This is a genomic window from Ruegeria sp. HKCCE3926 (assembly GCF_017872515.1).
Taxonomy (GTDB): Bacteria; Pseudomonadota; Alphaproteobacteria; order Rhodobacterales; family Rhodobacteraceae; genus Ruegeria.
The window spans coordinates 91,764-117,795 of record NZ_JAEDOU010000003.1; the positions used below are offsets into that span (position 1 = coordinate 91,764).

Annotated in this window: 25 protein-coding genes; 7 read left to right on the top strand and 18 right to left on the bottom strand. The window is 57.8% G+C overall.

Features of this window, described 5'->3' with window-relative positions; all coding sequences use genetic code 11:
- Positions 1-7 precede the first annotated feature (7 nt).
- From I9184_RS10375 to I9184_RS10395, 5 genes are read right to left on the bottom strand one after another with little or no spacing between them, the layout of a single operon-like run.
- Positions 8-718 (bottom strand): flagellar hook-basal body complex protein, encoded by a 711-nt coding sequence (locus I9184_RS10375; protein WP_171230274.1) that lies wholly within the window; start codon positions 716-718, stop codon positions 8-10.
- Positions 718-990, bottom strand: coding sequence for a flagellar biosynthetic protein FliQ (locus tag I9184_RS10380; protein ID WP_152459750.1), 273 nt, complete (start codon positions 988-990; stop codon positions 718-720). Before I9184_RS10380 ends, I9184_RS10375 begins: the two co-directional genes overlap by 1 nt.
- A gap of 4 nt (positions 991-994) precedes the next feature.
- Positions 995-1,285 (bottom strand): flagellar hook-basal body complex protein FliE, encoded by a 291-nt coding sequence (gene fliE, locus I9184_RS10385; protein WP_171724115.1) that lies wholly within the window; start codon positions 1,283-1,285, stop codon positions 995-997.
- 12 nt (positions 1,286-1,297) lie between these two features.
- Positions 1,298-1,684, bottom strand: coding sequence for a flagellar basal body rod protein FlgC (flgC, locus tag I9184_RS10390; protein WP_209834202.1), 387 nt, complete (start codon positions 1,682-1,684; stop codon positions 1,298-1,300).
- A gap of 11 nt (positions 1,685-1,695) precedes the next feature.
- Positions 1,696-2,082 carry a FlgB family protein gene (locus tag I9184_RS10395; protein WP_171724113.1) on the bottom strand — a complete coding sequence of 129 codons (387 nt, stop codon included), beginning with the start codon at positions 2,080-2,082 and terminating at the stop codon, positions 1,696-1,698.
- 105 nt (positions 2,083-2,187) lie between these two features.
- On the opposite strand from I9184_RS10395, the gene I9184_RS10400 reads away from it, so the two are divergent.
- From I9184_RS10400 to I9184_RS10425, 6 genes are all read left to right on the top strand, one after another.
- Entirely contained in the window at positions 2,188-3,507 is a 1,320-nt protein-coding gene (locus tag I9184_RS10400) for a FliI/YscN family ATPase (RefSeq protein ID WP_245218097.1), read from the top strand.
- An 85-nt stretch (positions 3,508-3,592) separates the two neighbouring features.
- Entirely contained in the window at positions 3,593-4,432 is an 840-nt protein-coding gene (locus I9184_RS10405; RefSeq protein ID WP_209834206.1) for a flagellar motor protein MotB, read from the top strand.
- 91 nt (positions 4,433-4,523) lie between these two features.
- The gene (locus tag I9184_RS10410; protein ID WP_171635632.1) at positions 4,524-5,819 is read left to right on the top strand and encodes a flagellar hook-basal body complex protein; all 1,296 of its coding nucleotides are present in this window, start codon (positions 4,524-4,526) and stop codon (positions 5,817-5,819) included.
- Between the two features lie 32 nt (positions 5,820-5,851).
- Positions 5,852-7,303 carry a flagellar hook-associated protein FlgK gene (gene flgK / locus I9184_RS10415; protein ID WP_209834208.1) on the top strand — a complete coding sequence of 484 codons (1,452 nt, stop codon included), beginning with the start codon at positions 5,852-5,854 and terminating at the stop codon, positions 7,301-7,303.
- A 2-nt stretch (positions 7,304-7,305) separates the two neighbouring features.
- Entirely contained in the window at positions 7,306-8,313 is a 1,008-nt protein-coding gene (locus I9184_RS10420) for a flagellin (RefSeq protein WP_209834210.1), read from the top strand.
- The gene (locus tag I9184_RS10425) at positions 8,310-9,404 is read left to right on the top strand and encodes a flagellar basal body P-ring protein FlgI (protein WP_209834212.1); all 1,095 of its coding nucleotides are present in this window, start codon (positions 8,310-8,312) and stop codon (positions 9,402-9,404) included. Before I9184_RS10420 ends, I9184_RS10425 begins: the two co-directional genes overlap by 4 nt.
- A 54-nt stretch (positions 9,405-9,458) precedes the next feature.
- On the opposite strand, the gene I9184_RS10430 is transcribed toward I9184_RS10425, so the two are convergent.
- The 7 genes from I9184_RS10430 to I9184_RS10460 all read right to left on the bottom strand — a co-directional run bounded on the left by I9184_RS10430 (position 9,459) and on the right by I9184_RS10460 (position 17,059).
- A complete protein-coding gene (locus I9184_RS10430; RefSeq protein WP_171635623.1) occupies positions 9,459-10,103 on the bottom strand; it encodes a DUF1523 family protein in 645 nt (214 codons plus the stop codon).
- A gap of 10 nt (positions 10,104-10,113) precedes the next feature.
- Positions 10,114-10,380, bottom strand: a complete 267-nt coding sequence (locus I9184_RS10435) for a hypothetical protein (RefSeq protein WP_171120117.1) — start codon at positions 10,378-10,380, stop codon at positions 10,114-10,116.
- Between the two features lies 1 nt (position 10,381).
- Positions 10,382-11,719 (bottom strand): DUF6638 family protein, encoded by a 1,338-nt coding sequence (locus tag I9184_RS10440; RefSeq protein WP_209834214.1) that lies wholly within the window; start codon positions 11,717-11,719, stop codon positions 10,382-10,384.
- A 132-nt stretch (positions 11,720-11,851) separates the two neighbouring features.
- Entirely contained in the window at positions 11,852-12,580 is a 729-nt protein-coding gene (locus I9184_RS10445; RefSeq protein WP_209834216.1) for a hypothetical protein, read from the bottom strand.
- Positions 12,577-14,508 (bottom strand): ATP-binding protein, encoded by a 1,932-nt coding sequence (locus I9184_RS10450; protein ID WP_209834218.1) that lies wholly within the window; start codon positions 14,506-14,508, stop codon positions 12,577-12,579. The genes I9184_RS10445 and I9184_RS10450 overlap by 4 nt, the downstream gene beginning before the upstream one ends.
- A gap of 75 nt (positions 14,509-14,583) precedes the next feature.
- Positions 14,584-15,702 carry a hypothetical protein gene (locus tag I9184_RS10455; protein ID WP_209834220.1) on the bottom strand — a complete coding sequence of 373 codons (1,119 nt, stop codon included), beginning with the start codon at positions 15,700-15,702 and terminating at the stop codon, positions 14,584-14,586.
- Between the two features lie 277 nt (positions 15,703-15,979).
- Entirely contained in the window at positions 15,980-17,059 is a 1,080-nt protein-coding gene (locus tag I9184_RS10460; protein WP_171230262.1) for a hypothetical protein, read from the bottom strand.
- A gap of 284 nt (positions 17,060-17,343) precedes the next feature.
- On the opposite strand from I9184_RS10460, the gene I9184_RS10465 reads away from it, so the two are divergent.
- Positions 17,344-18,819: an NAD-dependent succinate-semialdehyde dehydrogenase gene (locus I9184_RS10465; protein WP_171635609.1), complete on the top strand. Its 1,476-nt coding sequence runs from the start codon at positions 17,344-17,346 to the stop codon at positions 18,817-18,819.
- Between the two features lie 109 nt (positions 18,820-18,928).
- Here the strand turns inward: I9184_RS10465 and I9184_RS10470 are convergent, their stop codons facing one another.
- From I9184_RS10470 to I9184_RS10495, 6 genes are all read right to left on the bottom strand, one after another.
- Positions 18,929-21,154 carry a HEAT repeat domain-containing protein gene (locus tag I9184_RS10470; protein ID WP_209834222.1) on the bottom strand — a complete coding sequence of 742 codons (2,226 nt, stop codon included), beginning with the start codon at positions 21,152-21,154 and terminating at the stop codon, positions 18,929-18,931.
- A gap of 144 nt (positions 21,155-21,298) precedes the next feature.
- Positions 21,299-21,766 (bottom strand): Hsp20 family protein, encoded by a 468-nt coding sequence (locus tag I9184_RS10475; RefSeq protein ID WP_171635607.1) that lies wholly within the window; start codon positions 21,764-21,766, stop codon positions 21,299-21,301.
- Positions 21,767-21,889: 123 nt separating this feature from the next.
- The gene (locus I9184_RS10480; protein ID WP_209834223.1) at positions 21,890-22,705 is read right to left on the bottom strand and encodes a trypsin-like serine protease; all 816 of its coding nucleotides are present in this window, start codon (positions 22,703-22,705) and stop codon (positions 21,890-21,892) included.
- A complete protein-coding gene (locus I9184_RS10485) occupies positions 22,702-23,493 on the bottom strand; it encodes a trypsin-like peptidase domain-containing protein (protein WP_171635605.1) in 792 nt (263 codons plus the stop codon). Before I9184_RS10485 ends, I9184_RS10480 begins: the two co-directional genes overlap by 4 nt.
- Positions 23,494-23,612: 119 nt before the next feature.
- Positions 23,613-24,926, bottom strand: coding sequence for a glycolate oxidase subunit GlcF (glcF, locus tag I9184_RS10490; RefSeq protein ID WP_209834226.1), 1,314 nt, complete (start codon positions 24,924-24,926; stop codon positions 23,613-23,615).
- Between the two features lie 4 nt (positions 24,927-24,930).
- On the bottom strand, positions 24,931-26,031 hold the full coding sequence (locus I9184_RS10495) for an FAD-binding protein (protein ID WP_209834228.1): 1,101 nt from the start codon (positions 26,029-26,031) through the stop codon (positions 24,931-24,933).
- Position 26,032 lies beyond the last annotated feature (1 nt).

The window sequence follows — 26,032 nt, forward strand, 5'->3', positions numbered from 1 at the left end:
ATCCAAATCAGCGCATCAGCGCCTTGAGTGCTCCACGCACGCGCTCATCTTCACTCTCAAGAAAGCTTTGCCCCAGCTCATAGGCGCGCTGGATTTCCACCAAACGGGTCACTTGCTGAATCGCGTTCACGTTTGACCCTTCGAGAAAGCGATGCAAAACCACCGGCTCGTCGACCGGCTCGATTGCACCGTCGGTGCGGAAACGAGTGTTTCCTTCGCGTACAAGTTCGTTCGTGTCGGCGACGTTGAAAACGCCCAGCTGACCCAGAAGTTGACCATCGACACTCAGCGTTCCGTCGCTGCCGACATCGATTGACGCGGCATCAGGCGGGATGAACACAGGCGCGCCATTGGCATCGAGCACGCGCGCACCATCCATTGAAACCAAATCGCCATCGGCATTGGGAGAAAAACTACCAGCCCGCGTCAGCCGGTTGCCGTTCTCGGTTTCGACCATGAAGAACCCGTCGCCCTCGATGGCAAAATCAAATTGCCCGCCGGTTTGCGTCAGCACACCCTGTTGCATTGACGAATTTCGCGCCTCGGCCCGGCTCATGGAAAGGGAGGGGCTGTTCGGCATATCTCGAATGTATTCCGAGAACACCAGCCCCTGCTGGCGATAGCCAGTCGTGTTGGCATTTGCGATGTTATTCGCCACCAGGCGCATTTCATTCATCAGCCCGGACTGGCGGGACAGGGTGACATAGGCGGTGTCCATCAGCGACCTCCTGCGATCAATGGAACAAGCGTACCGGTAAAAAACGTAACAAGGGTCTGAGTCATGAACCCCATCGAGATCCAGAACACGACGACGATGGCGATCAGTTTGGGAACAAAGGTCAGTGTCATTTCCTGTATCGACGTCAGGGCCTGAAACAGACCAACGATCAGGCCTGACACCAGAGCAACTGCCAGAATCGGGACCGATGTGATGACGGCGATCCAGAGAGCCTGACGCACGATGTCATAGAAAAGACCTTCGCTCAGCATGGTATCAGACCGGCATCCGAAGGATTTCCTGATAGGCCTCGACCACCTTGTTGCGCACGATCACAGCTGTCTCGACGGCCAGTTCGGTCTGTGCCAGCGCCTGCACCAGCGCGTGCGGGTCGGCCTGCCCCACCATCGAGGTCTGCGACATCTGCTCGCTGTGTTTCAACGTGGATGCAAAGTCCTGAAAACTTGCCTTCAGCCCCTGCACCATGCCCGAGTGATCTGGGTCGGCCTGGGTTGCAGGACGGGCGCCGGCATAATTCTGCGCGGCAGTCAAGGATCGGATGTCCATTCTGGCTGTCCTTTATTTTCTAAGCAGTTCCATCAATGACGACGACATTTGTCGTGTCTGATCGAACATCTTGAGGTTGGCTTCGTAGCTCCGCTGCGCCTCACGCGCGTCGGCTATTTCGATCATCAGATCGACATTCGATCCCAGATAGTGACCACTGGCATCTGCCATTGGGTGACCGGGGTCGAAAATTCGTGTCAGGTCGCGTCGATCAAGCTTTACGCGGCCAGCTTGCACCACGTTCCGACCCTCTTTTTCCATGGTCTCAAACGGCACCGTCTTGCGCCGGTACCCGGGTGTATCCGCATTCGATATGTTTTCGGACACGTGACGCAGACGGGCTGCCTGCGCACGCAGGGCGCTGGCGGATGCAGCAAGTGAGTGGGAAAAATCGCTCATCCCCGGCCTCCTTATCCACGCCCCAGACTGGTGCGAAGGATGTTCATCGAGGATTTGTAGATCGCCAACGCGCGGTCGTGCTGTCGTTTGACATCGACCGATTTCAGCATTTCTTCTTCAAGCGATACGCCGTTGCCATTTGGATCACCCGACGAAGCGGCCTGGTGCTCTGCCCAGGGCTGCGCACCTGTACCGCCGTGCAGATGACCCTGCCGCGTGGCCATCATGGTCACTTCGCGTCCCGAGGTTTCAAGTGCTTTATGGAAGGGCTCGATATCGCGCGGCTGGTAGCCCGGCGTATCCGCATTGGCCATGTTGCGCGCAATCACTGCCTGCCGTTGCCCGGCATGGGTTGCCATTGCGTACGCGGTCTTAAGGACGTTCAAGTCATAGAACATCGGGGCTTCTCCCTCGATCAATTTCAATCAAGGCTTAACCCCGATTCCTTTAGAAACCGTTTTCAGAACCCAATTGGAGAACCCAAGATGTCTGATCTCGACCCGATGCTTCTGAAACATGAATTCGATCGGATGACTTCAATCCGCCACGTGGGCCTGGTCAGCGGCGTCGCACAAGGGTTGATCGAGATCAGTGGCCTGAACGAACATGCGCGAATCGGAGACTTGCTTACATTGCGGCGGCGCGCAGGGCCCGATCTGGCCGGTGAAGTGCTGCATGTCGGTGCAGACCATATCCACATGATACCGGGTTCCGCCCCTGACGGTGTCAGCCTGGGGAATCGTGTGTACCTTGATCCCTCGCCGGGTTTCGCGCCCGCATTGCACTGGCTTGGACGCGTCATTGATCCGTTTGGCAAACCGCTGGACGGAAAACCTCTGCTGAACGGGCCACAGGATCGCGACATCATGCAAGCCCCGCCGCCTGCGGTGGCGCGCAAGCCATTGGGAAAGCGGATGGCCACCGGACTATCCGTTCTCAACACCATGCTGCCGATTGTACGCGGTCAACGCGTTGGGTTGTTTGCGGGATCAGGTGTGGGGAAATCGACGCTGCTGTCGACGCTGGCGCGCTTCATGCAGGCTGACGTGGTTGTGGTGGCTCTTGTCGGCGAACGTGGCCGTGAAGTGAACGAGTTTGTTGCCCGCGCCATAGGTCCGGAAGCCATGAGGCGCACGATCGTGGTCGCCGCGACGTCCGACCAGTCTGCATTGGCGCGCAGACGGTGCGCGTGGTCGGCCATGTCGGCGGCAGAGTTCCTGCGGGATCTGGGGCTGAACGTCCTGTTTCTGGCCGATTCGGTAACCCGTTTCGCGGAAGCGCACCGTGAAATCGCCGTTGCCATGGGCGAAGCCCCGTCACTCCGAGGCTATCCGCCCTCTGTCACCCCCCTTATTGCCAACCTGTGTGAACGCGCAGGCCCCGGCACGCAGGAGCAGGGTGATATCACCGCCGTGTTCAGCGTCCTGGTTGCGGGGTCCGACATGGATGAACCCATCGCCGACATTCTGCGTGGTGTGTTGGACGGGCATATCGTACTCAGCCGCGAGATTGCCGAACGCGGGCGCTTCCCGGCTATCGACCTCAGCAAATCCGTATCCCGCAGCCTTCCAGAGGCCGCGTCAGAGGCCGAGAACCAGATGATCAACGAAACCCGCAAACTTGTTGGCAGCTACGAGCAATCCGAAGTCATGATAAAGGCCGGGCTGTATTCAGAAGGATCAGATCCGCTCTTGGATCAAGCCGTGCGCGTTCATGAGGAGTTGGACGCGTTTTTCGGCAAACCCGATTCCGAAGGGATTGAAAACAGCTTCAACCGCTTGTCCCTGATTCTGCGCCGTGCCTCGGCCGGCCTGCCGCGTTAGTGAACTCGGAACAGTTTTAAGTATTAAGGCCGCCTTAAGACCTACGCTGCTATCTCGATAGTCGGGTGATAAAAAGGTGGTGGAGATGGGTGCGCAAACCAATGCGGCACCAATCATCATCAAGAAGAAGCGTGTATCGGGTGGCGATGGCCATCACGGTGGCGCGTGGAAAGTCGCGTATGCCGACTTTGTGACGGCCATGATGGCCTTCTTCATGTTGATGTGGCTGCTGAACGCAACAACGGAACAGCAACGAAAAGGGTTGGCGGATTATTTCGCACCGACAATCCCGCTAAGCCCGGAATCCGGCGGCGGGGACGGGGCGTTTGGCGGCGACAGCATGCTGTCTGAAGAAGTGCTGCTGCGGGACGGTCAGGGTGCCACGACCACTCACCCGACTGAATCGCATCAGGCCCGTGGCTCGATCGGAGTGAATGCCGAGGGCGGCGGCAAAGGAGACAAGGAAGATTTCTCTACGTTGGAGGCGCAACTGCTGGGGCGCACGGGTGAAAGCGAGATCTCGAACAAACTGCTCAAGCATATCGTCACACGAGTCACGGATGAGGGACTGGTGGTGGAACTGTTTGACACCGACGATCAGGCATTGTTCGAATCGGGCTCTGACAAGCCAACCAGCTTTCTGCGGTCCCTGGCCCTGATCATCGCCCGAGCATCGGATCTTGTCGTCAATTCGATCGCTGTCGAAGGGCATGTCAGCGCGTCTCCGGTTGTGCAGGCGCGCAACACAGCCTGGGAACTGTCCACGGCAAGGGCCCAAAAATTGCGTCAGTTGCTACAGGACAAGGGCGTTGCGGTACAAAGAATGGATCGTGTTACGGGCCATGCAGACCGAGAATTGTTCGCCGACAATCCCATGGCTGCGCGAAACAACAGGATCGAAGTGATCTTTCTGCGCCAGCCCTAAATGATAGAACGTATTTTACATGTTAGCGCGCTGTTAAGGGGCAGCGCGTTACCTGTTGCATCAAAGACGGACGCAACAGAAGGGCGCACCCATGACCATTTCCTCTTCGCTCAATGCCGGTGTGGCGGCGCTGAAAGCCAATGCCAACAGGTTGGCGACGATTTCCGACAACATCGCGAATTCTTCAACCTACGGGTATAAACGGGTCGAGACGGATTTTCATTCAATGGTCACGTCGGGCCAGGGTGGCAGCTATTCGGCAGGCGGCGTGCGGACGACAAGCCAGCGCATGATTGACCAACGCGGGCCCTTGGTCACGACCAGCAACTCAACCGATCTGGCAGTTCGCGGGCGCGGCATGTTGCCTGTGCGCCCCAGTTCGCAGATCGGGAATAATTCGAACGAGATGCTGCTGACAACAACCGGGTCGTTCCGCACCAACGAAGAAGGGTATTTGGTTACCGAATCCGGCCTCGTTCTTCTGGGGTGGCCCGCGGCATCTGATGGCACTATTCCACCGGTTTCGCGCGACACACCCTCCGCGCTTGTACCCATTCAGCTCAGCGTGAATCAGCTGTCGGGTTCTCCAACCACGGAAATGAAACTGCGTATGAACCTTCCGGCCACGGCAACAGATGCGGGCGCGCCGGGCGACATTCAACCTTTGTCGGTCAAGTATTTCGACAATCTCGGCAAGTCTGAAAGCGTCGATATCCAGTTGATTCCGACCGTTCCCGCAACCGGCAGCAGCAATGAATGGCGGATGGTATTGCGCGATTCAGCCTCTGGCGGGGCCGTCGTGGGGGAATACAGGCTGACATTCACCGACAACCGAACGGCCGGGGGAACCCTCGCAAGCGTGACACCTATTTCAGGTGGTGCTTATGATCCAGCAACGGGCAGTGTCATGGTCAACGTCGCCGGCGGACCGATGGAGATCAATATCGGCCAGATCGGGGATACCGACGGCATAACCCAGCTATCCGACACCTTTGCGCCGGTTTCAATCACACGCGATGGCTCTGCCGTGGGAACCATGACCAGCGTTCAGGTGGACGAAAACGGCTATGTCTACGCGCGCTATGATACAGGTGTCAACCGCCGCATGTTCCAAATCCCGCTTGCTGACGTTCCCAATCCTAACGGCCTGACCGCGCTGGACAGCCAAACCTACGAGCCGTCACGAGAAAGCGGTACGTTCTTTCTTTGGAATGCCGGCGAAGGCCCGACAGGGGATCTTGTTTCTTTCGCGCGTGAGGAATCCACCACGGATGTGGCGACTGAGCTGACCTCATTGATTCAGACGCAACGTGCTTACTCGTCCAGCGCCACGGTGATCCAGACAGTGGACGAGATGTTGCAGGAAACGACAAACCTGAAACGTTAATCCAGCTCTGACCCAAAGAAAGGAGCGGCCTCATGAACATGTCGACAGCACTCAATAACGCATTGGGCGGGCTGACTGCGGCCAGTCGCGGGGCCGCTGTGGTGTCCGGGAACATCGCGAATGCGCTAACCCCCGGCTATGCGCGCCGGTCCCTGGAACTTACGACAAGTCCTATATCCGGAAATGGCGTACGCACCGTTGGCGTGATCCGGCATCAGGATCCGGTTTTGACCGCCAACAGACGTTCGTCTGATGCCGAACTCGCCTTTCGGTCGGACGTTTCAGATTTTCACGCGCGGTTCGAACAACTGGTGGGGTCTCCTGATGACGGCCCTTCGCTGTCTACCCGTCTGTCCTCGTTGGAAAACGCCTTTATCACGGCGGCCAGTCTGCCTGACTCGATCGAACGGCTGGATCAGGTTGCGCGCTCGGCCCGCGATCTGACCAACGAGCTGAACGCGGCGTCCGAAGGCGTACGCCAGGCACGCTCGGATGCTGATCGAAAAATTGGCGCCCAGATCGATACCCTGAATCAGACTCTGAAAGATATCGAAGACCTGAACGCCAAGATTCCCGCCATTCAAAACTCTGGCGGTGACATCGGTGCCCTGCTGGATCAGCGGCACGTCCTGATCGACCAAGTCAATACCCTGATCCCGGTCAATGTCGTGCCTCGCGCCAATGATCAGGTATCCCTGTACTCGGAGGGCGGGCTGATCCTGTTGGAAGGCACGGCCTCGGAGTTCACTTTTTCCACGACGGGCGAAACAAAGCCTCATATGACTGTGGCAAATGGTCTGTTGTCCGGTCTGGAGATGAACGGAAACCCGGTACGGACAAGCGGAGATAACGCTCAAATCCGCGGCGGGGCACTGATGGCGCAGTTCACCATCCGCGACGACTTGGCAGTCGAGGCGCAGGTTCAGCTCGACACGGTTGCAAGGGACCTGATTGAACGATTTGAAACGCCCGGTTTGGATTCGTCGGCTCTTGTGACAGATCCTGGTCTGTTCACCGACGATGGCAACCGATTTGATCCTGCATCTGTTGTCGGACTTGCATCACGGATCTCACTCAATTCAACCGTGGACCCTGACAATGGCGGGGTCAGTTGGAAACTGCGCGCGGGTCTGGGCGCCGCAACTCCGGGTGACCCTGGGCAGGCTGCTCAATTGCGCGCGTTCGGGCACATATTGAACGACGCACGTCCGGTACCTGGCGGGCTGTTCGGCACGGGAAACATGCGAGCTGCCGAGTTGACCGAGGCCCTGTTGTCGAAAGCGGGCGCACACGCCCATGCCGCAGATCAACGCAAGACTTTTGCAAACAGCTTCCAGCAGCAAATGGCGCAGATCGAGGCCGCGCAGGGCGTGGATACCGATCAGGAACTACAGCGGCTCATGCAGGTCGAACAGACTTATGCCGCAAACGCTCGTGTCATCTCGGTTGTTGACGAGCTTATGGAAACTCTTCTGAGGTTGTGACCATGAATATCACTTCTATCGGCGATTTGGCGCGAGGAATGACCTTACGAACCCGCGCAACAGATATCAAAACCCAGATCGAAACCCTGTCTTATGAAATGTCCACCGGGCGGGTACAGGACGTCTCGGGGCGGCTTGGCGGGGATTATTCGCAAATTCTGGATCTCGACCGCAGCCTCGCCAGACTCGACGCCTTTGGCATCGCAACGTCCGAAGCGGCCCTGTTCACCGATACCATGCAACTGAGCCTGAAAACCTTCGGAGATTCGGTCGGAGACATGACCGCGTCTTTGCTGGCTTACGGAACCGCCAATCAGCCCGTCAATCATGAACAAGCGTCCCAACAGGCGAAGAATGAGCTGGACACGATGATCTCGGCACTGAACACGCGCGTAGGAGGGCGCAGCCTGTTTTCCGGTACCGCCACCGATGTGTCGCCCCTGCAATCTTCGAACGATCTTTTGACGGCGCTGAAATCGCAGTTGACGGGGCTTGCGACGGTCGCTGATATCAGGCTGGCGGCAGAAAACTGGTTCAATGACCCAGCCGGTTTCGACGCCGTGATTTATCAGGGGTCAAACGGCACCCTTTCTCCGATGCAGATTTCGGAAAACGAAAGCGTCACGCTGCCGATCACGGCAACGGATCCGGCGTTCAAGGCCGCACTCAGGGACGTCGCCGTTGCGGCGCTGGCCACCGACAGCGCATTGGCACTTTCGCCCGATCAACGCACCGCTTTGTTCACGCAGTTAGGGGTCGATCTGGCCAACTCACAGGATGCCACCGTCAAGCTCCGGGCAAAGGTCGGGGCGGCCGAAGCCCGCATCGAAGAGGCGGCAACACGCAATTCCTCGACCCGAACCAGCCTGGAATTCAGCCGGAACGAACTGATCGCGGCCGATCCTTATGAGACGGCAGCGAAACTGCAAACGGTGCAATTTCAGTTGGAAAGCCTGTATTCCGTAACCGTTCGTAATGCGAACCTGTCGCTGGTGAACTTTCTGAGATGAGGGCGCTGATATTTCTCCTGCTTCTCCTTCCCGGCATGGCTTGGGCAGGGACAATCCGTCTCAAGGACCTCGTGGATTTTGACGGTGTACGGGGCAACGATCTGGTGGGTTACGGCCTGGTGGTCGGCTTGAACGGAACTGGCGATGGGTTACGCAACGCGCCTTTCACCGAAGAAATCATGTCCAATATCCTCGAACGCCTTGGCGTTAACGTCACAGGTGAGGATTTCCGGCCCAAAAACGTGGCAGCGGTATTGGTCACGGCCAGCCTGCCGCCCTTTGCACGGGTGGGTGGTCAAATCGATGTAACGGTTTCAGCCATAGGCGATTCAAGCAACCTGTTGGGTGGAACATTGATCATGACCCCGCTTAACGCAGCCGATGGCCAAATTTATGCGGTCGCGCAGGGCACAATCCTTGCAGGTGGCGTTTCGGCTGAAGGAGAGGCAGCCTCGGTCGTGCGTGGGGTGCCAACTTCGGGCGTGATCCCATCCGGTGCCAGGGTCGAGCGTGAAATTGACTTCGACTTGTCAACTCTCACTCAGATGCGCCTTGCACTCAGAGAGCCCGATTTCACAACAGCCGGGCGCATCGAAACCGCGATAAACACCGAGTTCAACAGAACCGTGGCAATCATGCGAGATTCCGGCACGGTTGAGATCAACGTCGCGGCGACGCAGGCGGTTTCTACAGCCCACGCCATAGGGCGTATCGAAAACATTCTGGTCGAACCTGAATCGAAAGCGCGCGTTGTTGTTGATCAGCGCTCTGGCACCATTGTCATGGGGCAGGAGGTCCGAATTTCGCGTGTTGCGGTGTCTCAAGGCAACCTGACTCTGACGGTTCAGGAAGCACCGATTGCGGTGCAGCCCAACCCGTTCGCCAGAGGTGAAACAGTGGTCGTGCCACGTACAATCGCAGGGATCGAGGAAGAAGAGGGAACCGGCCTCGCCGAAATCCCCGAAGCCACCACCCTGTCCGAGGTTGTGGCAGGTCTGAACGCGCTTGGGGTCTCGCCTCAGGACATGATCGACATTCTGAAAACGATCAAGGCAGCAGGCGCGCTGCATGCGGAATTCATCGTCAGGTGAAGGGCACCGCCAGTTGGATGGGCGTGCTGCTGGCACGCCCGCCAAAGCTTGTATCTATTTCGATTTCCAGCTGTCCAGCCAGCGCCGAAATCTGTTGTGTCGCTCTTCTATGGCGTCACCCGCCGCATAAAGGCCGTCTTCCACGTTTTCGATCATCGGATCAATCCGTGCTTGCCGGAACCTGCGCCAACGCACCCACATCGCCCAGACGAACGCCGCAAAGATCGTCAGGAAGATGATATTGAACCAGGGAATGATCCGAACATCCGGCCCTTCAACGTCTTTGATGAAAATGGCGTTGGGAAAGATCGACATGAATTCGTTGCGCCACCCGTAATGGGTTACGACCACCCATTTCGGGTTTTCCTTGGTGGATTTCGCATCATTGGCCTCGGTGTACAGGTTCGCAGTGTCGAACTTGAAATACGGGGGCCATCCCCAGCCGGTATCCTCATTTCGGTACACGATGGGTTTTCCGTTGGCCCGCACTGCCTGAATGAACTGCACATCCCGGTTGGACAGGCTGGTAGATTGATCTTCCGGCTCTGACCAGAAGATCCGGGTCCAGTCGTTCAGATCCTGCCGTTCTTCATAGGTGTTGACGATGCGCACAATGTCATGCTGGGGCAGAGAATATTGCAGGATCACGGCAATCGTACCCCAGAAAATGATAATGAACGCCCATTTCACATAGGCCATGCCTAAACCCTCACATGTAATTCACGATGTAGATCAGCGCGCCAATCGCCACCCACGGCACGATATAGACACCCAGGATCAGTTTACGCCGAAACGAGTTGTCATACACATGCAATCCGCGTTCGACAAAGGCTTCTTTGTTGCCGGTCTTGCCCTTTTCGTCCCACCAGTTCTCCAGTTTGCGCCGGCGTATGCCGCGCGAATAGAAAGACAGCCCGACATAGGCAATCGTCTGGATCACCAGCAAGATCAGCAAAAGGCGCAATAATCCAATCATTTCAACCTTTCCTCACCGAACCCCACGGACCGACCCGGGCAATTATGTCATCGCTGACGCGATCGTCGCCGCTCATATCCGGCTCATGTCCGAACAGGGCGGCGCGGGCGCCTTGCTTGTCCACCTGATATTCGCGCGCAAGGAAGTCGGCCACATAGGCCTTCTTGCTCTCGGGCCAGCCCGAATATGTTCGGTAGAACAATTCTTTGTGGCAGATGAACATCTGGCGCGGGTCCAGCGGGGCCAATTCGGACAACAGCATGTTCACCAGATCACGGTTCGGTGTATCGGTCGCCCGCAAGGTGTAGAAGTAGGCCGGGTGATCCGAGGTGATGCGCGGCCAAGGTCCGCCATCCTTTGCCCAGCGCAGCAATTGCGCAAGGCCGTGATAGGCTTCGGGCAGGCGGTCGGCATGGTTGCGCGCCAACCGGCGCATATCGCTGCGATCCAGACCCGCCATATCCACGCCCGCATCCGCAGCAGCAGAAACCGTCAGAAAATCCATCTTCTGTTGCAGGATCGCGCTCGAGTTCACGCCCCGCGCTTCGATGATCGTTTCGACAAGGTTGTTCAGCCCAAGGAATTTGGCGATCTGATTACGTTGCGCCTTTTGAAAGACGTGTTTCAGCGGAAGATCGTCTGGTACGTCTTCCATACAAATTGCAGCCGGGTGATCCAGATCCGGGAACAGATAAAGCCCACCGAAATGCGCTGTCCAGAAGTTGCGCTGCTCGAACGCGGTATGGCGCAAGCGGACGGGGTTTCGGGTCACGTCACCGGTTTCCCTGGCCGTTTCGATCATCTTGGCGATCAGCACATCGTCGAACCAGGCGTCCTCTTCGGTTTTGAATCGCTCGACCATGCCGGCCAGTTGCTGAGCCTTGCGCAGGGTGCCGCCTGCGGTGTCAGCCTCAATCTCAATCTTGCGCAGGTTCAGAAGGTCCCTCGGTGTGCTGAGTTTTATGACCGAGTTCACCAATTCTCCGGCCACCGCATCGGTGGCGGTCAGGGCAAACAACTGCGCTTCGTTCATCTCGATGAATTCCCGCAGGATATCGCGCGAGGTCGAGAATTTGACGTTCAGCAGCGGCGCGCGTTTCTGCTCGGTCGTCAGCAGGATAAACTGCCGGTTGACCCCGTTGGGGTTGAGGTAGAGCTCATCCTCCAACTCAATCCCCACCTCCGGCGAATAGCCCGATATATCGACATGGAAATCCGTCAGCTCGGTGGTCTTGCCCGCCAGATGCTGCAGCGCGCGGTTATACCGCTCGACCAGAGCCGGGCTGGAGATGTGGACGAGATTGCCGAACATCAGGCCTTTTTTGATGAGGCGGATCATGACATTTGCCTCTCCGTGCGCCGGTAGCAATGTGCTCTGCTCACGGATGGGTGCGGAACGCGCCCGCTCATGGGGGCAGGTCGGGCACGTCGCGGCTCCACCGCCATAGAGATCAAATCATAAAACACCCGCCTACTCATGAATGTACCGAGCACAGAGCTTTTTCACGCTTTCTTCCAAATGTTTGTATCCTTGGCGCTTAAATTCAGCTTGAATATCTGCTTGCCAGCGTTCCGACTTTAATGAGGTTTCGCTGAGATAATCCGCCAATTCTTGCAATCGCTCTGCCGAACCGTCTTGTGTCAAGTTGTAGGCCTCTTTCAGTATTTTTTCCACTGAATGAGCAACCTGCTCGGCAACTGTATTTGCGATAACTGCTGAAGATGCATTCTTCCTGAATTCAGACCCCATTTCATGCACCAAAGGTATTGTCGGAGGCATAATGTTATTGGGTCGATCAAAGTTGATCCGGAACTTTCGATGGCGTGCTTTGTCGGCCAAGTTCTCGACAAAAGAATCAAATGCATCTCTGTCGGACTGTTCCCTAAGAATTGCTCCTTGCTCGACGAACGCATTCACAGTCCTATCCAATTCAAGTCGCTGTATGACAACTGATGCGGCGACCCAAACAAAAGCCAATGCACCCGCAACACCTGCCAACGTATCGCCAATTTCATTGGGAGGCGCGCTTCTTAAATAGGACCATTTGGACACGCATTCTTCGACGAAGAAGTACTTTGTCGTACAAACTTCAAAACACATAAAGACGATGAAAACGCCCAGTATAAGTACTGTCGCGGCTGTCGCAGTCCTGAATACGATAGAGCTTATATTAAGTTTACTGGAAGTAAGATCGCTCACCCCTTCCCCTCCAAATACCGCCGCTTGGCCTCTTCCATCCGGCCCATCTCACGCACCGCGTTCTCTATGGCGACCTCGTCGCTCTTGTCGGCATATCGGAACTCGCTGTCGGCGTAGCGGTTGATCTCCTGGATCACCATCTCGACCGTGATCGGTTGGCGTAGATCCTCGATCATCGCCTTCTTGGTGTCGTAGTCGCGAAACAGGAACAGGTCGGGGTTTTCCATCCACTCGTCGGGCAGTTCGAAATCCATCGCGCGGACCTTGACCGCGTCGGTGATGTTCTTGATCGCGCGACCGGTGAAACGCTCATCCGCCTGTTGGATCGCCTTGAGGTAGGTGCCCAGCTTGGCGATCGTATCCATCTGGCCGATCTCACCCGAGACCCGGTCATAGACCTGCAACAAAGCATCCTCATGCGGGCGCGAGTGGCTTTCGAAACTGGCGGCGACGGCCTTTTTGATTTCCTGCGCGGCATAGGGGTCGTGCTCGCCCAGCGGGATGTCGTGGTTGCGGCCCATCAGCAGGTGCAGAATGTCGATGTAATCCTCGCGCGTTTGCGGCCCGTCCACCAGGAACCGCGCGCCTGCGCGCTGGCGCAGGGCGTCGTCCACATTCTCAGGGTAGTTCGAGAACATGCCAAAGGTGCAGTTGCCACGCACGACGGTGTTGGCACCCGCAAAACTCTCCATCAGCACGGCGGTGATTTCCAGCTGCCCGGCGCTGGACTGCCGGTCGCCGCGTTTACCCGCCAGCTGGTCGATATCATCAATGGTGCCGAAGCCAATGACCGAGGGGTCGATGATCGTGTTGATAAAGGCTTTGGCGTTTTGACCGGATTTCCCCTGATAGCTGTCGATATTGTCGGTACTCAGGTTCTGATAGCGGAACGGATAGCCCGCGTTCTGGCAATAATCGTTGATCAGCCCGGCCATCATCTGGATCAGGGTGGTCTTGCCGGTACCCGGCTTGCCGTCGCCCATGAAGGTAAAGATGAACCCGCCCAGTTCCGCGAACGGGTTCAGGCGGCGGTCGAAATCATAGGCCATCAGCATCTTGGCCAGCTTCATCGCCTGATACTTGGCGATATGGTTGCCCACCACCTCGTTCGGTTTCTTGAACGTCATGGTCAGGGTGGTGGATTTGGCCTTTGAGGCCGGTTCAAACCCCCGGATCGTCAAGTCATCAACCTCGATATGCCAGGCGGCGTTCCGGAACGGGGCCAGATGACCTGCGGATTGGGCACGCAGGGCGGCCTTGTCCATCAACTGCTCGGCATAGGCACTGGTGGCAGCGATCAGGTGGGCATCGTCGGGGGCGTGTTTGGCCAGCGTCTGGTCCAGCTCCCACAAAGCACCATGCAGGGCGAGTTGGCCATTGTCGGTCAGGACCTCTTCGACCTCACCAATATCGACGGTGGTTTCGCCCAGATGCGAGGACATCAGGTAAGCCAGCGCATTGCCGAACACGTGCGACGTAATCATGGCCTCAGCCGTCAGCAATTCCGAGAATTCCGTCTTGCGGGCGGCGGGCAGATCCCCGGCCAGATTGGCCCGTTTCAGATCCGCCAGCGGGGTCTGTTCCGCATAGGCCTCGGCCACGGCCAGAGCGATGGCAATGGCGCGTCGGATCGCCTGCTGCGTGGTTGCTTGCGGCGGAGAGACCAGCGTATCGCCATCATCTGCGGCCTCAATCCGGTCGACCAGATGTACGCCATCTGCCCGCGCCACCCGGCGCGTGACCAGCCCGGGCGTGGTGGACCGAAACCGCCGCCCCGTTGACACGCCGGGCGACCGTTCAACCGCAGCTTCAACCGGTTTGGCAATCCGTGGCGCGTGCTCGAACCCGTTCAGCAAGGCGGTCGCTGCCGGATAGTGCTTGCGAATATCCGCCTCGCGCAATTCCATCTGATCTGACGTCAAATTCATTTTCTTCCTCGCAATGCCGGGCTGAAGCCCGGCCTACTTTTGTCGCGTAGGGCGGGCTTTAGCCCGCCACCCGCTTTAATACCGCAACACCTGCCCCGACTTGCTGACCACGAATTTGCGCACATCGGCAAAGCCTGGCGGGTTGCGCTCGGCCAGCACCTGAAACGGCCGCTGTGGCAGGATGATCGACCGCTGGGTGCGCGTAGCCCCGGTTTCGGCCCCCTGCCCGCCGAACGGGTCCAGCGCAAAAACCTCGCGCTCGACGGTTGAAAACCAACCGGCGCGTTCTTCGATCACCTCTTCGCTTTCCAGCTCCTCGGTGGTCCAGGCCAGCGCCCAATCCTGACCTTCGGGCGCCTGTGCGTCCTCCAACACCTGCCGCAGGGGGCCGGATTGCTCGGTATAGGCCGAGGAATACATCGGGCCCACATGGATGCGGCGCAAATGTTTGGGATGGAGGTCGTCGAAATCCTGATCGAAGCCTTTGGCAATGGTCACCAGTTTCAGACCGCCTAAGCTTTGCGCCATCAGATGCGCCTGCACCTCGGGCCAGCGGCGTTGGTCCTTGGGCAGGGCAGTTTTGCCGCTGTCCTCCAACTGCATCAGGTAAATGACCGGCAGGTTGATCTGGCTGTCATAGACCGCCCAATGGATCAGGAACTTGCGCCGCTCGCCCTCATTCCCGATCCAGTGACATTCGGGATCGTTGCGGGCCCAGAACAGCTGACCTTTCAGCAATTCCTCGTAATAGAGCCTTTGGGACAGCGCGAATTGCAACTTGGTGGGAATCTCCCGGTCGCCAATAATTGTCCGCACCATGTCGGTTTTCAGGTCGTCTTCCGAGGGCATATTCGCCAGATGAACCTGCGCCTGCTGCGCGTCATTGGCCATGGTCAACAACTCGGCCGCCACCGGAAACCCGCTGTCGCGCTTGTCCATGGCGAGGCTGCCAAAGAACCGCCCCGTATCGCGCCCGACCAGCAGGTATTTCATGGACAGCGCGCGGAAGGTGTAGAGCAGCCCCGAAAGGTAGCGCGACACGATCCGCACCTCTTGCTTTGAGATCGCGCCTTCGGCCTCCATCGTCGCGGCCACGCGCAGGAGGTGGACGGTGATCACCTCGAATTTGCGGAAATAGCGGCGCGAGGCGAAGGTGTCGGTCAGGCCGACATGGTCTTGGGTGGGATCGTTCATTTGCGGTTCCCGAACTGGTCAAAAAGCCATGGTCGGTAACGTCTTTCAGCTTTCTCGTAATCTGCTTTGAACACACCGCCAGAATACGCGAGGATGAAGAGGCCACCTAACCCCAGAGACAAGTTCACAAGAACAAACAAAAACTCATGGTCGCTCAGAAATCGAAGCGATATGTAATACGTTACATTCATTGCTCCGAGTAGACACAAACAAACCGCCATCATTTTGGCGAGTATTAAAAGCGCGGCTTTGAACACTACAGATCTCGCTAGCTTTGTCACCCACCATACAAGTTCTTATCATGCTTCTCGACAATCGAGGCAAACCGGCGGGCAAATCGCTCATCCGCCTTGGCCTTTTTCTCCAGCACGTCGCGGGCAAAGACCATGTGGTCCTCATGCGCCTCAAGCATATCGGCCATTTTCTGGTTGGTCGCGGTGCCGATGGCGGCCATGGCCGTCTGCGCCTCTTGGTCGGTCTGCACGCCGATCTCGTTAATACGGTGGGCCACGTCCTGCTGCTGCGCGGTTTTTAGTGATTTGGTCAGGGCGTCATACAGCACCACGCGCTGCTGCGTGTCTGTCTGCAGCTTGTTGATCAGCACCATCTGCGTCGCCGCCTGGTTCTGGAGTGAATCGACCCAAGTCTTGCCCTTTTCGATATAGCGCTCCAGCGTTTGTGATTTGGCCAGCTTGACCTGCTCTTCCTGAACCTTGGCGTTGTATTGCTTGTTCAGCTCTGCCAATTCAGTCTCTAACTGGGTCCGCGCGGCGGCGTCCTGTTCGACGCTGATCTTGTTTTCCAGCGTGATGATCGTCGGATCCATACCCTGAATCTCGGCGCGCAGCGCCTCGAGTTCCGCCACAGTCGCCTCGCGATCGTCCAGCGTGACGGTCAGGTTGTCCTCGACCTTGACGCGCTGTTCCTCCAGCACGGCCAACTGCCCTTGCAGCAGTTTGACGATCACGTCGGATTTGGCGATCAGGTCTTGCAACTTGTCGTCGATATTGGCGGTGCGCATCCGCTCCTGCCGCATCGACTCGGATTTACCTTTCGAGAAGATGCCGACAAACGACTCCCACCCGGTTTTCGAGCGCATCTCGTCAAAATCCTTGGAAAACGCGCTGGTGACGTCGTCCAGCCCCATGATCAGCTCGGCGATATTGGCATTCATCACCTCGGTATGGGCATGCACATCTTCGAGCGTGGCGTTTTCGATGTCGATATCGGCCTCGGCAGTGCCGATCTTGGCGCGGGCCGCTTCAATGCGCGAGGTCAGCCCTTCGATCTGAGACTGGCTTTCGCGCACTTTGGCTTGAGTCTCTTCTATCAACGCTTCGAATTGCTGGTTCGACATCGCTTCTATCCCTTTTTTCTTCTATTACCCAATAAGATAGGAAATGTTACACTGATTTACATCCCCTGGGTCTCAAAATTCACCCAGACTTTGGCAAACTCCTTGGCAAAAAGAAAGGCGAGACCGGACAATGAAACGCGCAGATTTCGGGTGACCCGATTAGATTAACTTGTTAAGTAATTTTTTGATCAAATCTGGATTGATTCCACATCCAGAGTGGCCATAGACAATTGAGACATCACCTGTTTGGGTGCGCACAACCCAATTCACGCCGGAGGCTTATCATGCTGGACGCAACGACCGATCTGAAGTCAATCCTGAAGAACCCCGAATTGCTTGTAACCAAAGCCTATATCGGCGGTCAGTGGGTGGACGGTGACAATGGCACGTTCAAAGTCACAAACCCCGCTCGGGGCGATGTGGTCGCCGAGGTGGCAGACGTCAGCCGCGCTCAGGTCGCCGGAGCAATCGCACAGGCCGAAGCCGCGCAGAAAGAATGGGCCAAGCTGACCGGCAAGGAACGTGCAGCCATCCTGCGGCGCTGGTTCGATCTGATGATGGAAAACGCCGAGGATCTGGGCAAGATCCTGACCGCTGAACAAGGCAAACCCCTGGCCGAAGCCATCGGCGAGATCGGCTATGGCGCGTCTTTCATCGAGTTCTTCGGCGAAGAGGCCAAGCGCGTCTATGGCGAGACTATTCCCGGCCATCAGCGCGACAAGCGGATCATGGTGATGAAGCAGCCGATCGGCGTTGCGGCCTCGATCACGCCCTGGAATTTCCCCAACGCGATGATCACCCGCAAGGCAGGCCCGGCTTTGGCCGCCGGCTGCGCCTTTGTGGCGCGTCCGGCCACTGAAACGCCCCTGTCGGCGCTGGTACTGGCGCTGCTGGCGGAACAGGCCGGCGTACCCGCGGGCGTGTTCAACGTGGTGCCCTCGTCACAGGCCAGTGAGATTGGCAAGGAGTTCTGCGAGAACCCCGGAGTGCGCAAGCTGACCTTTACCGGATCGACCGAAGTGGGCCGCATCCTGCTGCGCCAGGCGGCCGATCAGGTCATGAAATGTTCGATGGAGCTGGGTGGCAACGCGCCGTTCATCGTGTTCGACGACGCCGATCTGGATGCCGCAGTCGAAGGCGCGATGCTGTGCAAGTTCCGCAACAACGGCCAGACCTGCGTCTGTGCGAACCGTATCTATGTGCAGGCCGGTGTCTATGACGCGTTCGCGGCCAAACTGAAAGCGGCAGTGGAAGCGCTGAAAATCGGCGACGGTTTGACCGAAGGCACCACCACCGGCCCGCTGATCAATGCCGACGCGGTCGCCAAAGTCGAAGAACATATCAAGGACGTGACCGACAAGGGCGGCGCGGTTCTGACAGGCGGCCTGCCCCATGATCTGGGCGGCACGTTCTTCCAGCCAACCATCGTGACCGGCGTGACGCAGGACATGCTGGTGGCGCAGGACGAAACCTTCGGCCCGCTGGCCCCGCTGTTCAAGTTCGAGGACGAAGACGACGTGATCGCCATGGCCAATGACACGATTTTTGGTCTGGCCTCGTATTTCTATGCCAAGGACCTGAGCCGCGTCTACAAGGTGGCCGAAGCGCTGGAATACGGTATCGTCGGCGTGAACACCGGCATCATCTCGACCGAGCTGGGCCCGTTCGGCGGCGTCAAGCAATCCGGTCTGGGCCGCGAAGGCAGCCATCACGGCATGGAAGACTATCTGGAGATGAAATACGTCTGCATGTCGGTCTGATCCAATACGGTCTCTGTCCCATTGCGGTGGGCAGAGACCCCGCGTCCGGAAACGCAATCGCGTCGTCTTTTGACTGTTCATGGCGGCGGCCCAGTCGACGCTGACACGGCTATTCTGCGGATTTGTCGCGGATTTGTTCGATTGCACGGGTCGCGAACTTTCCCTGCAACGAACCGTCCACCATGGCTTCCAGCGCGGGCAATGCAGAGGACGCCGCGCCACCTATTTTCCCCAATGCAATAGCTGCCTCTTTGCGGACAAACACCGACGGGCTTTTAAGAAGCGCGATCAATTCCGGCACCGCTGGCTCTGCCTCGGGACCAAACAGGGCCAGCGATTGAGCTGCCGTCCTCTGATCTTTGGCATCCCCCCGTGACAGGTCCGCCCTCAGACTTGCTATGGTTTTTTCCGGAGGCAACGCCGCCAGACGCAGCCCGTCGTTCAGCCGGGCGTTCAGATGCTGGTTCTCACCGACCCAGCGAATGATGAAAAAGTAATTCTGAACAGCGTCCTGTATGACACCGGCATGCTTGCCCTTTTGCCATCGGTCGATGATGGCCCTGCCCGCACGGCGATCTCCATTCAGGGCCAGAACCGAGGCTGCAAATGGCATCAGCTCGGTTGCCTGCGGATTTCTGTTCAACTCTTTCTCGATCACATCTGCCGCGCCCGTCAGGTCATTCAATGCGTAAAGAGCCGCCGCTTCAAACAGCGCGTAGTGGCTGGGATAATTGGGATCCAGCCGGGTCGCAGCCTGTACAAAGGCCAATCCTTCCTCGGGCTCACCGGCTGCAATCAGCGCCCATCCCATCGTCAGATGCGCCTCGGGGTCGCTGGGTTGCAGCGCGATGGCTTTCGCTGCTTCTCGTCTTGCTTCTTCCGTCCCCCGACCTACCCGTAGGTTACTGTCCCAATCCGGAAGGTTGAGACTGACAATAGCCCGGATAACGTGCACCAGGGCGGTATCCTGCTCCATCACATCCCGGTAATATCTGTAAAACAGGCCGATATGCATTTGCGCGCCTGACTCTGCAAACCCATTCCAATGATGAAAGATGTGCGGCCGCAAATGCGCCAGGGCAAGCGTCGCCCAGGCACGCCCATAATCCGGGTCCAGTTCCACGGCCTTTTCAAAATGGGGAATTGCCGCAAGGTTGTCCTGTTCGTTGAACTGCGAATACAACTCCCACCCGCGTTGGAAGGCTTCGCGTGCCGCAATGGTCTGGGTTTCCACGCTTTCGATGGCTTGTCGGCTTTGAGGGTCGAGCGGAAGATCCAGCTCCTGCGCAATTGCGAGAACAATGGTTTTCTGCACTTCAAAGACGTCATCAATCGCGCCATCAAACCTGTTCGCCCAGATCAATCGCCCGCTCAATGTGTCGGTCAGGCGAATGTTGATCCGGAAATCTTCATCCGCACGTCGCACGCTGCCGTCAACGACGTAGCGAACCCCAAGTTCTTCGGCGAAACGTGCGATATCTATGTTTCTGTCGCGGTATGCGAAGGATGAATTCCCGGCGATGACGAACAATCCGGATATTCGGGACAGGTCCGTGATCAAATCCTCAGAGATACCGTTGATCAGCATCTCCTTGGATGCGTCATCGGTGTAATTCGCAATCGGCAACACGGCGATGGAAGGCAGATCCGGTAAAGGGTAAACCATCTGCGCCTCTGAGGCGCGCAATTGGCCCGTCTTCCACGGTTTCGTCAGAAAAAGCCCAACAGCTGCCAACATCACCAGCAGAGCCGCCAGTGGCAGCCAGCGGGATGTCCTCTGCGTGCGGCTTTTTCGCGGGGAAGGCAAAATTTCCGCTTCTACGCGGAAGGCCTGAACCAGGTCTGCGATGTTCTTGACGTTCTGTGGCCCGATCGGGGCAAAACCATAGGGCACTTTGTTGCGCGCATAATCGACGATGGATTGTGAAACAATGATACCACCGGGATCTGCCAGTGCCTCAAGCCGCGCGGCAACGTTCACCCCGTCGCCAAGGATGTCATCCCCGTTCGAAACCACATCGCCGACATTCAGGCCAACCCGAAACGCGATGGCGTTATCTTGATCGGTGCCCGCGTTTCTCTTTGCAAGGTCGGCCTGAATTTCCACGGCAGCGTGAACCGCATCGACGGCGCTGCGAAATTCGATCACAAAGCTGTCTCCCGCAGTGTTCGCGATGCGCCCTGAATGCCGGGCGATCGCCGGCTCTATCACTTCGCTGCGGATCAGGCGAAGCCTTGCGATGGTACCTTCTTCGTCCAGACCAACCAATCTTGAGTAGCCGGCGATGTCGGCTGCCAGGATAGCTGCTAGTCGACGTTTTGGTCGGCTTTCCATAATACCGAAGACTATCAGGCGGATAATTTGCTGGGAACCAGTTTTCGCAAACGCCCAAAACACAACGCCCCGCGTCTGGAGGAACGCGGGGCGTGTGTTGCGGCAGTCCGGGAGGAGTGAACTGCCGCGGGATATTCAGAAGCCTCAGTTCACGGCTTTGGCGTCCATCACATCCTTCTCGATGGCTTTGGCCGAGGTGATCTCGATCCGGCGCGGTTTCAGGGCCTCAGGAACCTCGCGCTTCAGTTCGATGTTCAGCATACCGTTTTCGTGGCTCGCACCGGTGACGCGGACATGATCCGCCAGGGCAAACCGACGCTCGAACGCGCGGGTGGCGATGCCACGGTGCAGATAGGTGCGCTCTTTGTCTTCGGCGGCTTTCTTACCTGCCACGACAAGTGAATTCTCTTTCACTTCCACGGTCAGGTCGTTTTCCGAAAAACCGGCAACGGCCACCGAAATCCGGTAGGTGTCGACATCAGTTTTTTCGATGTTGTAGGGTGGATAGCTGGGCTGGGCCCCATCATTGGTCAGAACGCGATCCATCATGTCGGCAATCTGGTCAAAGCCAATGGTGGCGCGGTGCAGCGGTGCAAAATCAAACGTACGCATGTGTCATATCCTCATTCTTGAGCGATTTGCGATAAGCGCCCTCCGACTGGACGGGCGATTTCAGGTACCGGACCCCGTTGTGGCGGTCCGATACACATCACATGGGTAGCGATTTCGCCGAGTTCAACCCCCGCCAGAACTGATGAATTTCGCACCAGATCCTGACTTACCGGACCCGACCTGCAATCGGCGGATCGAAGCCTTGGGCTGAGGTGCGTCGCGCCGCATGATGGCCTTGAGCTCGGCGACGATCCCGTCAAGCTCCATGCCAAACCCCACCTTTCTACGGCCGTTCGTGCCTACCGCCGATACCACGGACAGGATCTGCCAGCGCGCACCGTTTTTCGCCAGAATTGCAGACCCGGAAGACCCGAAAGTAATGTCGCAATCAAAGGTGATCAGACCCTGCCTGCGGTCGATGATACGGCACGACCGTTCTCGGGTGATCGCCTCGGACCGTCCCCGTCCATACGAGGCAATGCTGATCTCGTTGCCCGGAACATGGCCGCTGTGCAGCGCAAAAGGGTCGGCGACCGAATACGGAATAGGCTCATTCAGCCGCATCAGGGCCACGTCCAACTGGACGCCTTCGTGCGACAGCGGGTTCTGCGCCCCATAGCTGGGATGAAGGGCGATTTGCGTGACCTGACGTTCGGCCAAAGCGTTGCCGTTGCTGAGGCCTGCACGAAACGTGATGTCTTCGGGCACATATGTCTTCCCGGTACGACGATCCACCGCACAATGGGCTGCGGTCAGTACCATGTCCTGCGCGATCAACGTGCCGGTGCAATACGAGGCATCGCGGACATCCAGTCGACCGATAGCCTCCCAACCATAAAGGTCATCCCGGTCGGTCAGCTTGCGCTTGTTGGATTGCGCTTGCGGCGCTGTTGCCAAGACGCTCAGGCCCAATAACAAGCTCCAGAAGACTCTCATCATGGTCGAATGAACCTTGCGCCTATGTTCTTGTTCGTTCCCGATCCGGACGAGGAAAGCCCAAATCCCCGCCCCGCAGAAAGTTCGTCACGCAGCAATTGCAGCGAATGCTCAACCGCGGTTCCAATTGCAACACTCTGGCCGTCCATACTGGCCTTGGCCGCAACCACCGATACGATCTGAGGGCGCGCGCCCGAGAAAGAAAAAACGGGTGCCCCCGAAGACCCGAAATCAACATCGCAGGACATGACCATAACCCCGGCCTGCCGGTTCATGACCGAGCAGACCTGTTGCAGCGACGGAGCTTCTGACCGGTCATGCGCATAAGACACAACGCCCACTTCAGCTCCACGTTTGGGCTGATCGCCCGACTCAAATGGAATGACGGCGGTATTACGGATCGGCTGCCACAGCTCGATCAAAGCCACGTCCGCGCTTACCCGGTCGGCCGTAGAATCGACGCCATATTGGTAGTCCGGATGGATCACAGCCTGGCGCGCGGTCCGATAGGCCAACGCACGCCCCAAACGCCACCCAGCCAGAAACTCGATATCCGCAGGGTTGATCCGTTGTCCTGATCTTTTGTCGAACAGGCAATGCGCCGCTGTCAGTACAAGCGTCGGCGACACCAGCGTTCCGGTGCAAAACCCTGCGCCGGCGATATCCAACCGCCCGACAGCCATCCACTCGCGCCCGGAATCCGACGTATCCAGGCTTTCCAGCCTAGTGTCCTGCGCCGTGGCCGCCAATGGCAAGACACAGAGCACGATCGCCTTGATCCAGTTGCGCACGCGGTTCTCCGAGACTCACTTTGAAGCCTTTGTCCTACGTGCCGCGTTGGGCGAAAATAGGGCGGTCATGCACCAAAGGTATTTCCCTGGAAAATGATGCGCGCTGGCATCAGCATGATTTACCGCAAGACGGGAACCGGATCCGCTGTTCTCTGCAAGGCCGGTGGCTTTGGCCCGCCCGTCGCCCAGTCCAGCAACTCTACCGTGTGAACGATCGGCAGTTGCGTACCAGAACCGATTTGCATCATGCACCCGATATTGCCGGCAGCAATGATATCGGGCTGTTTCGCCTCAAGTGTTCTGACTTTTCGCTGTTTCAACTGGCCTGATATTTCCGGCTGCATCAGGTTGTACGTTCCCGCGCTGCCGCAGCACAAATGACTGTCGGCGGGTTCGACAACCGTGAAACCCGCGTGTTTCAGCAAGTCTTTGGGATAGGATTTGATCTTCTGCCCATGCTGCAATGAACAGGCTGCATGATAGGCGACGGTCAGGTTTTTGTTTTCCCCCGCCGACATGTCTAGCTGGATCAGAAGTTCACTGACATCCATGGCGATTGCAGACACACGCGCCGCATCTTCGGCAAGCGGGTCATTGCGAAACATATGCCCATAGTCTTTCACGGTTGTGCCACAGCCAGAGGTGTTGATGACGATGGCGTCCAACCCATCACCGTCCATTTCCCGTTTCCAGGCTCTGATATTGGCGGTTGCCGCCATATGACTGTCTTGCACTTTGCCCATGTGATGGGTCAAAGCTCCGCAACACCCGGCACCGTCAGCGATCACGACCTCGCACCCCAACCGTGTCAGCAGGCGGATCGTGGCGTCATTGATATCGGTGTTCAGCGCCTTTTGTGCGCAGCCCGTCATCAGCGCCACCCGCATTTTTCGTTCACCGCCGGGCGCAAAACTCTGCGGATCATCGTTGCGGCTGACAGACGGGATATGCTTGGGCGCCATCTCCAACATCGCGCGCAGCCGGGCATCAGGCATCAGGAACCGGAAAGGACGGCCCAGCCTGGCCCCGATCAGGGCCCAACGGAACCGCATCGGATAAGGCAGGATCTGCGCCAAAACCCAGCGCAACACGCGATCCGTCAGCGGGCGCTTGTAGTTGGCCTCGATATATTCGCGCGCATGATCGACCAGATGCATATAATGCACACCTGACGGGCAGGTGGTCATGCAGGCCAGACAGGACAGGCAGCGGTCGATGTGCTTGACCGTCTTTTCGTCGGGCACGCGCTCGTTTTCCAGCATGTCCTTGATCAGGTAGATGCGCCCACGCGGACTGTCCAGCTCGTCTCCCAGCACCTGATATGTCGGGCACGTGGCCGTGCAAAATCCGCAATGGACGCAGTTTCGCAGAATCTCGTTCGAGCGCTGGATGGCCGGGTCTTGCAATTGCTCATCAGTGAATGTTGTCTGCATCGCCCTATCCCATCAGCCCCGGGTTGAACAAACCCCGAGGATCAAATTTCGCACGCAAGCCCTTTGTCAGTGCCGATATTGATGTGGGCTCCGGATGAAATCGCCCCAGTTTTCTGATCGTGTCGTGGTCAGATCGTACCAAAGTGGCATGACCTGAAAACGCGCCAAGCCGGGCACGCACATCCGTGCCAGCCGGGACCAGCAGCCAGACAAGACCGCCGCCCCAGTCAAACAGCGCTTGATCCGCTTCGGCGCGCGCCGAAATCTCTGCCGCGTCACCCGGTTTTACCGAAAGCCGCCAGACGTCCCCGTCCTTTCCCTGAAATGGGTGAACGTCGCGGATCCCGGTCCAAGGCGCTGCGGCGTCTCCCTCGTCTGTCACCTCACCAAAATCTGCCAGTAAGGCGGTCAAACGACCGATCCTGTACGTCACCGATTCTGCAAACCCCTCGACCCTAAGCAGGGCATTTCCACCCGCCGGGTCATAGGCGGCACCCGTCACTTCAAAAGGTGATTTCAACGCAGCGGAAAGAACTTTCACCGCGCTGCCGGCATCCCGAACGGCGACGGACAAAGTCGCCGCTTTTTCCGGCTTGGGCAGCACCTTCAACGACACTTCGGTCAGAATTCCCAGTGTTCCCCAAGACCCACCCATCAATTTAACGAGATCATAACCGGTGACGTTTTTCATAACTCGCCCACCGTTCTTGACCACCTGTCCGCGCCCGTCGACGAAACGCACACCTAGCAGGAAATCCCGGCAGGCACCGACCTGAATCCGCCGCGGGCCCGAGATATTGGCCGCGATGACACCGCCGATCGTTGGTTCACCTTGAGTTTCAAGCAAACTGCGGTGATCCATCGGCTCAAACGCCAGCTGCTGACCTTCCGCCTCCAGCACGGCCTTGATCTCTGCCAATGGTGTCCCGGCCTTGGCCACAAGAGTAAGTGCTCCGGGTTCGTAAAGCGAAATGCCACGCAGAGCCCCGGTTTCGATATTCGCTTCGGGGCCGGTGACCGCGCGCGTGCCGCCGCCGACGATGCAAACAGGGTCTTTCAATCCGGCCACCATGTCGGCCAGTTCAGATTCTGATTCAGGTTTCATG

Coding starts and splice junctions, on each gene's coding strand:
- flgK (WP_209834208.1), top strand. CDS start 5,852: ATGAACATGTCGACAGCACTCAATAACGCATTGGGCGGGCTGACTGCG.
- glcF (WP_209834226.1), bottom strand. CDS start 24,926: ATGCAGACAACATTCACTGATGAGCAATTGCAAGACCCGGCCATCCAG.
- I9184_RS10450 (WP_209834218.1), bottom strand. CDS start 14,508: ATGAATTTGACGTCAGATCAGATGGAATTGCGCGAGGCGGATATTCGC.
- I9184_RS10495 (WP_209834228.1), bottom strand. CDS start 26,031: ATGAAACCTGAATCAGAATCTGAACTGGCCGACATGGTGGCCGGATTG.
- I9184_RS10460 (WP_171230262.1), bottom strand. CDS start 17,059: ATGTCGAACCAGCAATTCGAAGCGTTGATAGAAGAGACTCAAGCCAAA.
- I9184_RS10380 (WP_152459750.1), bottom strand. CDS start 990: ATGCTGAGCGAAGGTCTTTTCTATGACATCGTGCGTCAGGCTCTCTGG.
- I9184_RS10405 (WP_209834206.1), top strand. CDS start 3,593: ATGGGTGCGCAAACCAATGCGGCACCAATCATCATCAAGAAGAAGCGT.
- I9184_RS10430 (WP_171635623.1), bottom strand. CDS start 10,103: ATGGCCTATGTGAAATGGGCGTTCATTATCATTTTCTGGGGTACGATT.
- I9184_RS10375 (WP_171230274.1), bottom strand. CDS start 718: ATGGACACCGCCTATGTCACCCTGTCCCGCCAGTCCGGGCTGATGAAT.
- I9184_RS10400 (WP_245218097.1), top strand. CDS start 2,188: ATGCTTCTGAAACATGAATTCGATCGGATGACTTCAATCCGCCACGTG.
- I9184_RS10420 (WP_209834210.1), top strand. CDS start 7,306: ATGAATATCACTTCTATCGGCGATTTGGCGCGAGGAATGACCTTACGA.
- I9184_RS10435 (WP_171120117.1), bottom strand. CDS start 10,380: ATGATTGGATTATTGCGCCTTTTGCTGATCTTGCTGGTGATCCAGACG.
- I9184_RS10395 (WP_171724113.1), bottom strand. CDS start 2,082: ATGTTCTATGACTTGAACGTCCTTAAGACCGCGTACGCAATGGCAACC.
- fliE (WP_171724115.1), bottom strand. CDS start 1,285: ATGGACATCCGATCCTTGACTGCCGCGCAGAATTATGCCGGCGCCCGT.
- I9184_RS10440 (WP_209834214.1), bottom strand. CDS start 11,719: ATGATCCGCCTCATCAAAAAAGGCCTGATGTTCGGCAATCTCGTCCAC.
- I9184_RS10455 (WP_209834220.1), bottom strand. CDS start 15,702: ATGAACGATCCCACCCAAGACCATGTCGGCCTGACCGACACCTTCGCC.
- I9184_RS10475 (WP_171635607.1), bottom strand. CDS start 21,766: ATGCGTACGTTTGATTTTGCACCGCTGCACCGCGCCACCATTGGCTTT.
- flgC (WP_209834202.1), bottom strand. CDS start 1,684: ATGAGCGATTTTTCCCACTCACTTGCTGCATCCGCCAGCGCCCTGCGT.
- I9184_RS10425 (WP_209834212.1), top strand. CDS start 8,310: ATGAGGGCGCTGATATTTCTCCTGCTTCTCCTTCCCGGCATGGCTTGG.
- I9184_RS10470 (WP_209834222.1), bottom strand. CDS start 21,154: ATGGAAAGCCGACCAAAACGTCGACTAGCAGCTATCCTGGCAGCCGAC.
- I9184_RS10410 (WP_171635632.1), top strand. CDS start 4,524: ATGACCATTTCCTCTTCGCTCAATGCCGGTGTGGCGGCGCTGAAAGCC.
- I9184_RS10480 (WP_209834223.1), bottom strand. CDS start 22,705: ATGATGAGAGTCTTCTGGAGCTTGTTATTGGGCCTGAGCGTCTTGGCA.
- I9184_RS10465 (WP_171635609.1), top strand. CDS start 17,344: ATGCTGGACGCAACGACCGATCTGAAGTCAATCCTGAAGAACCCCGAA.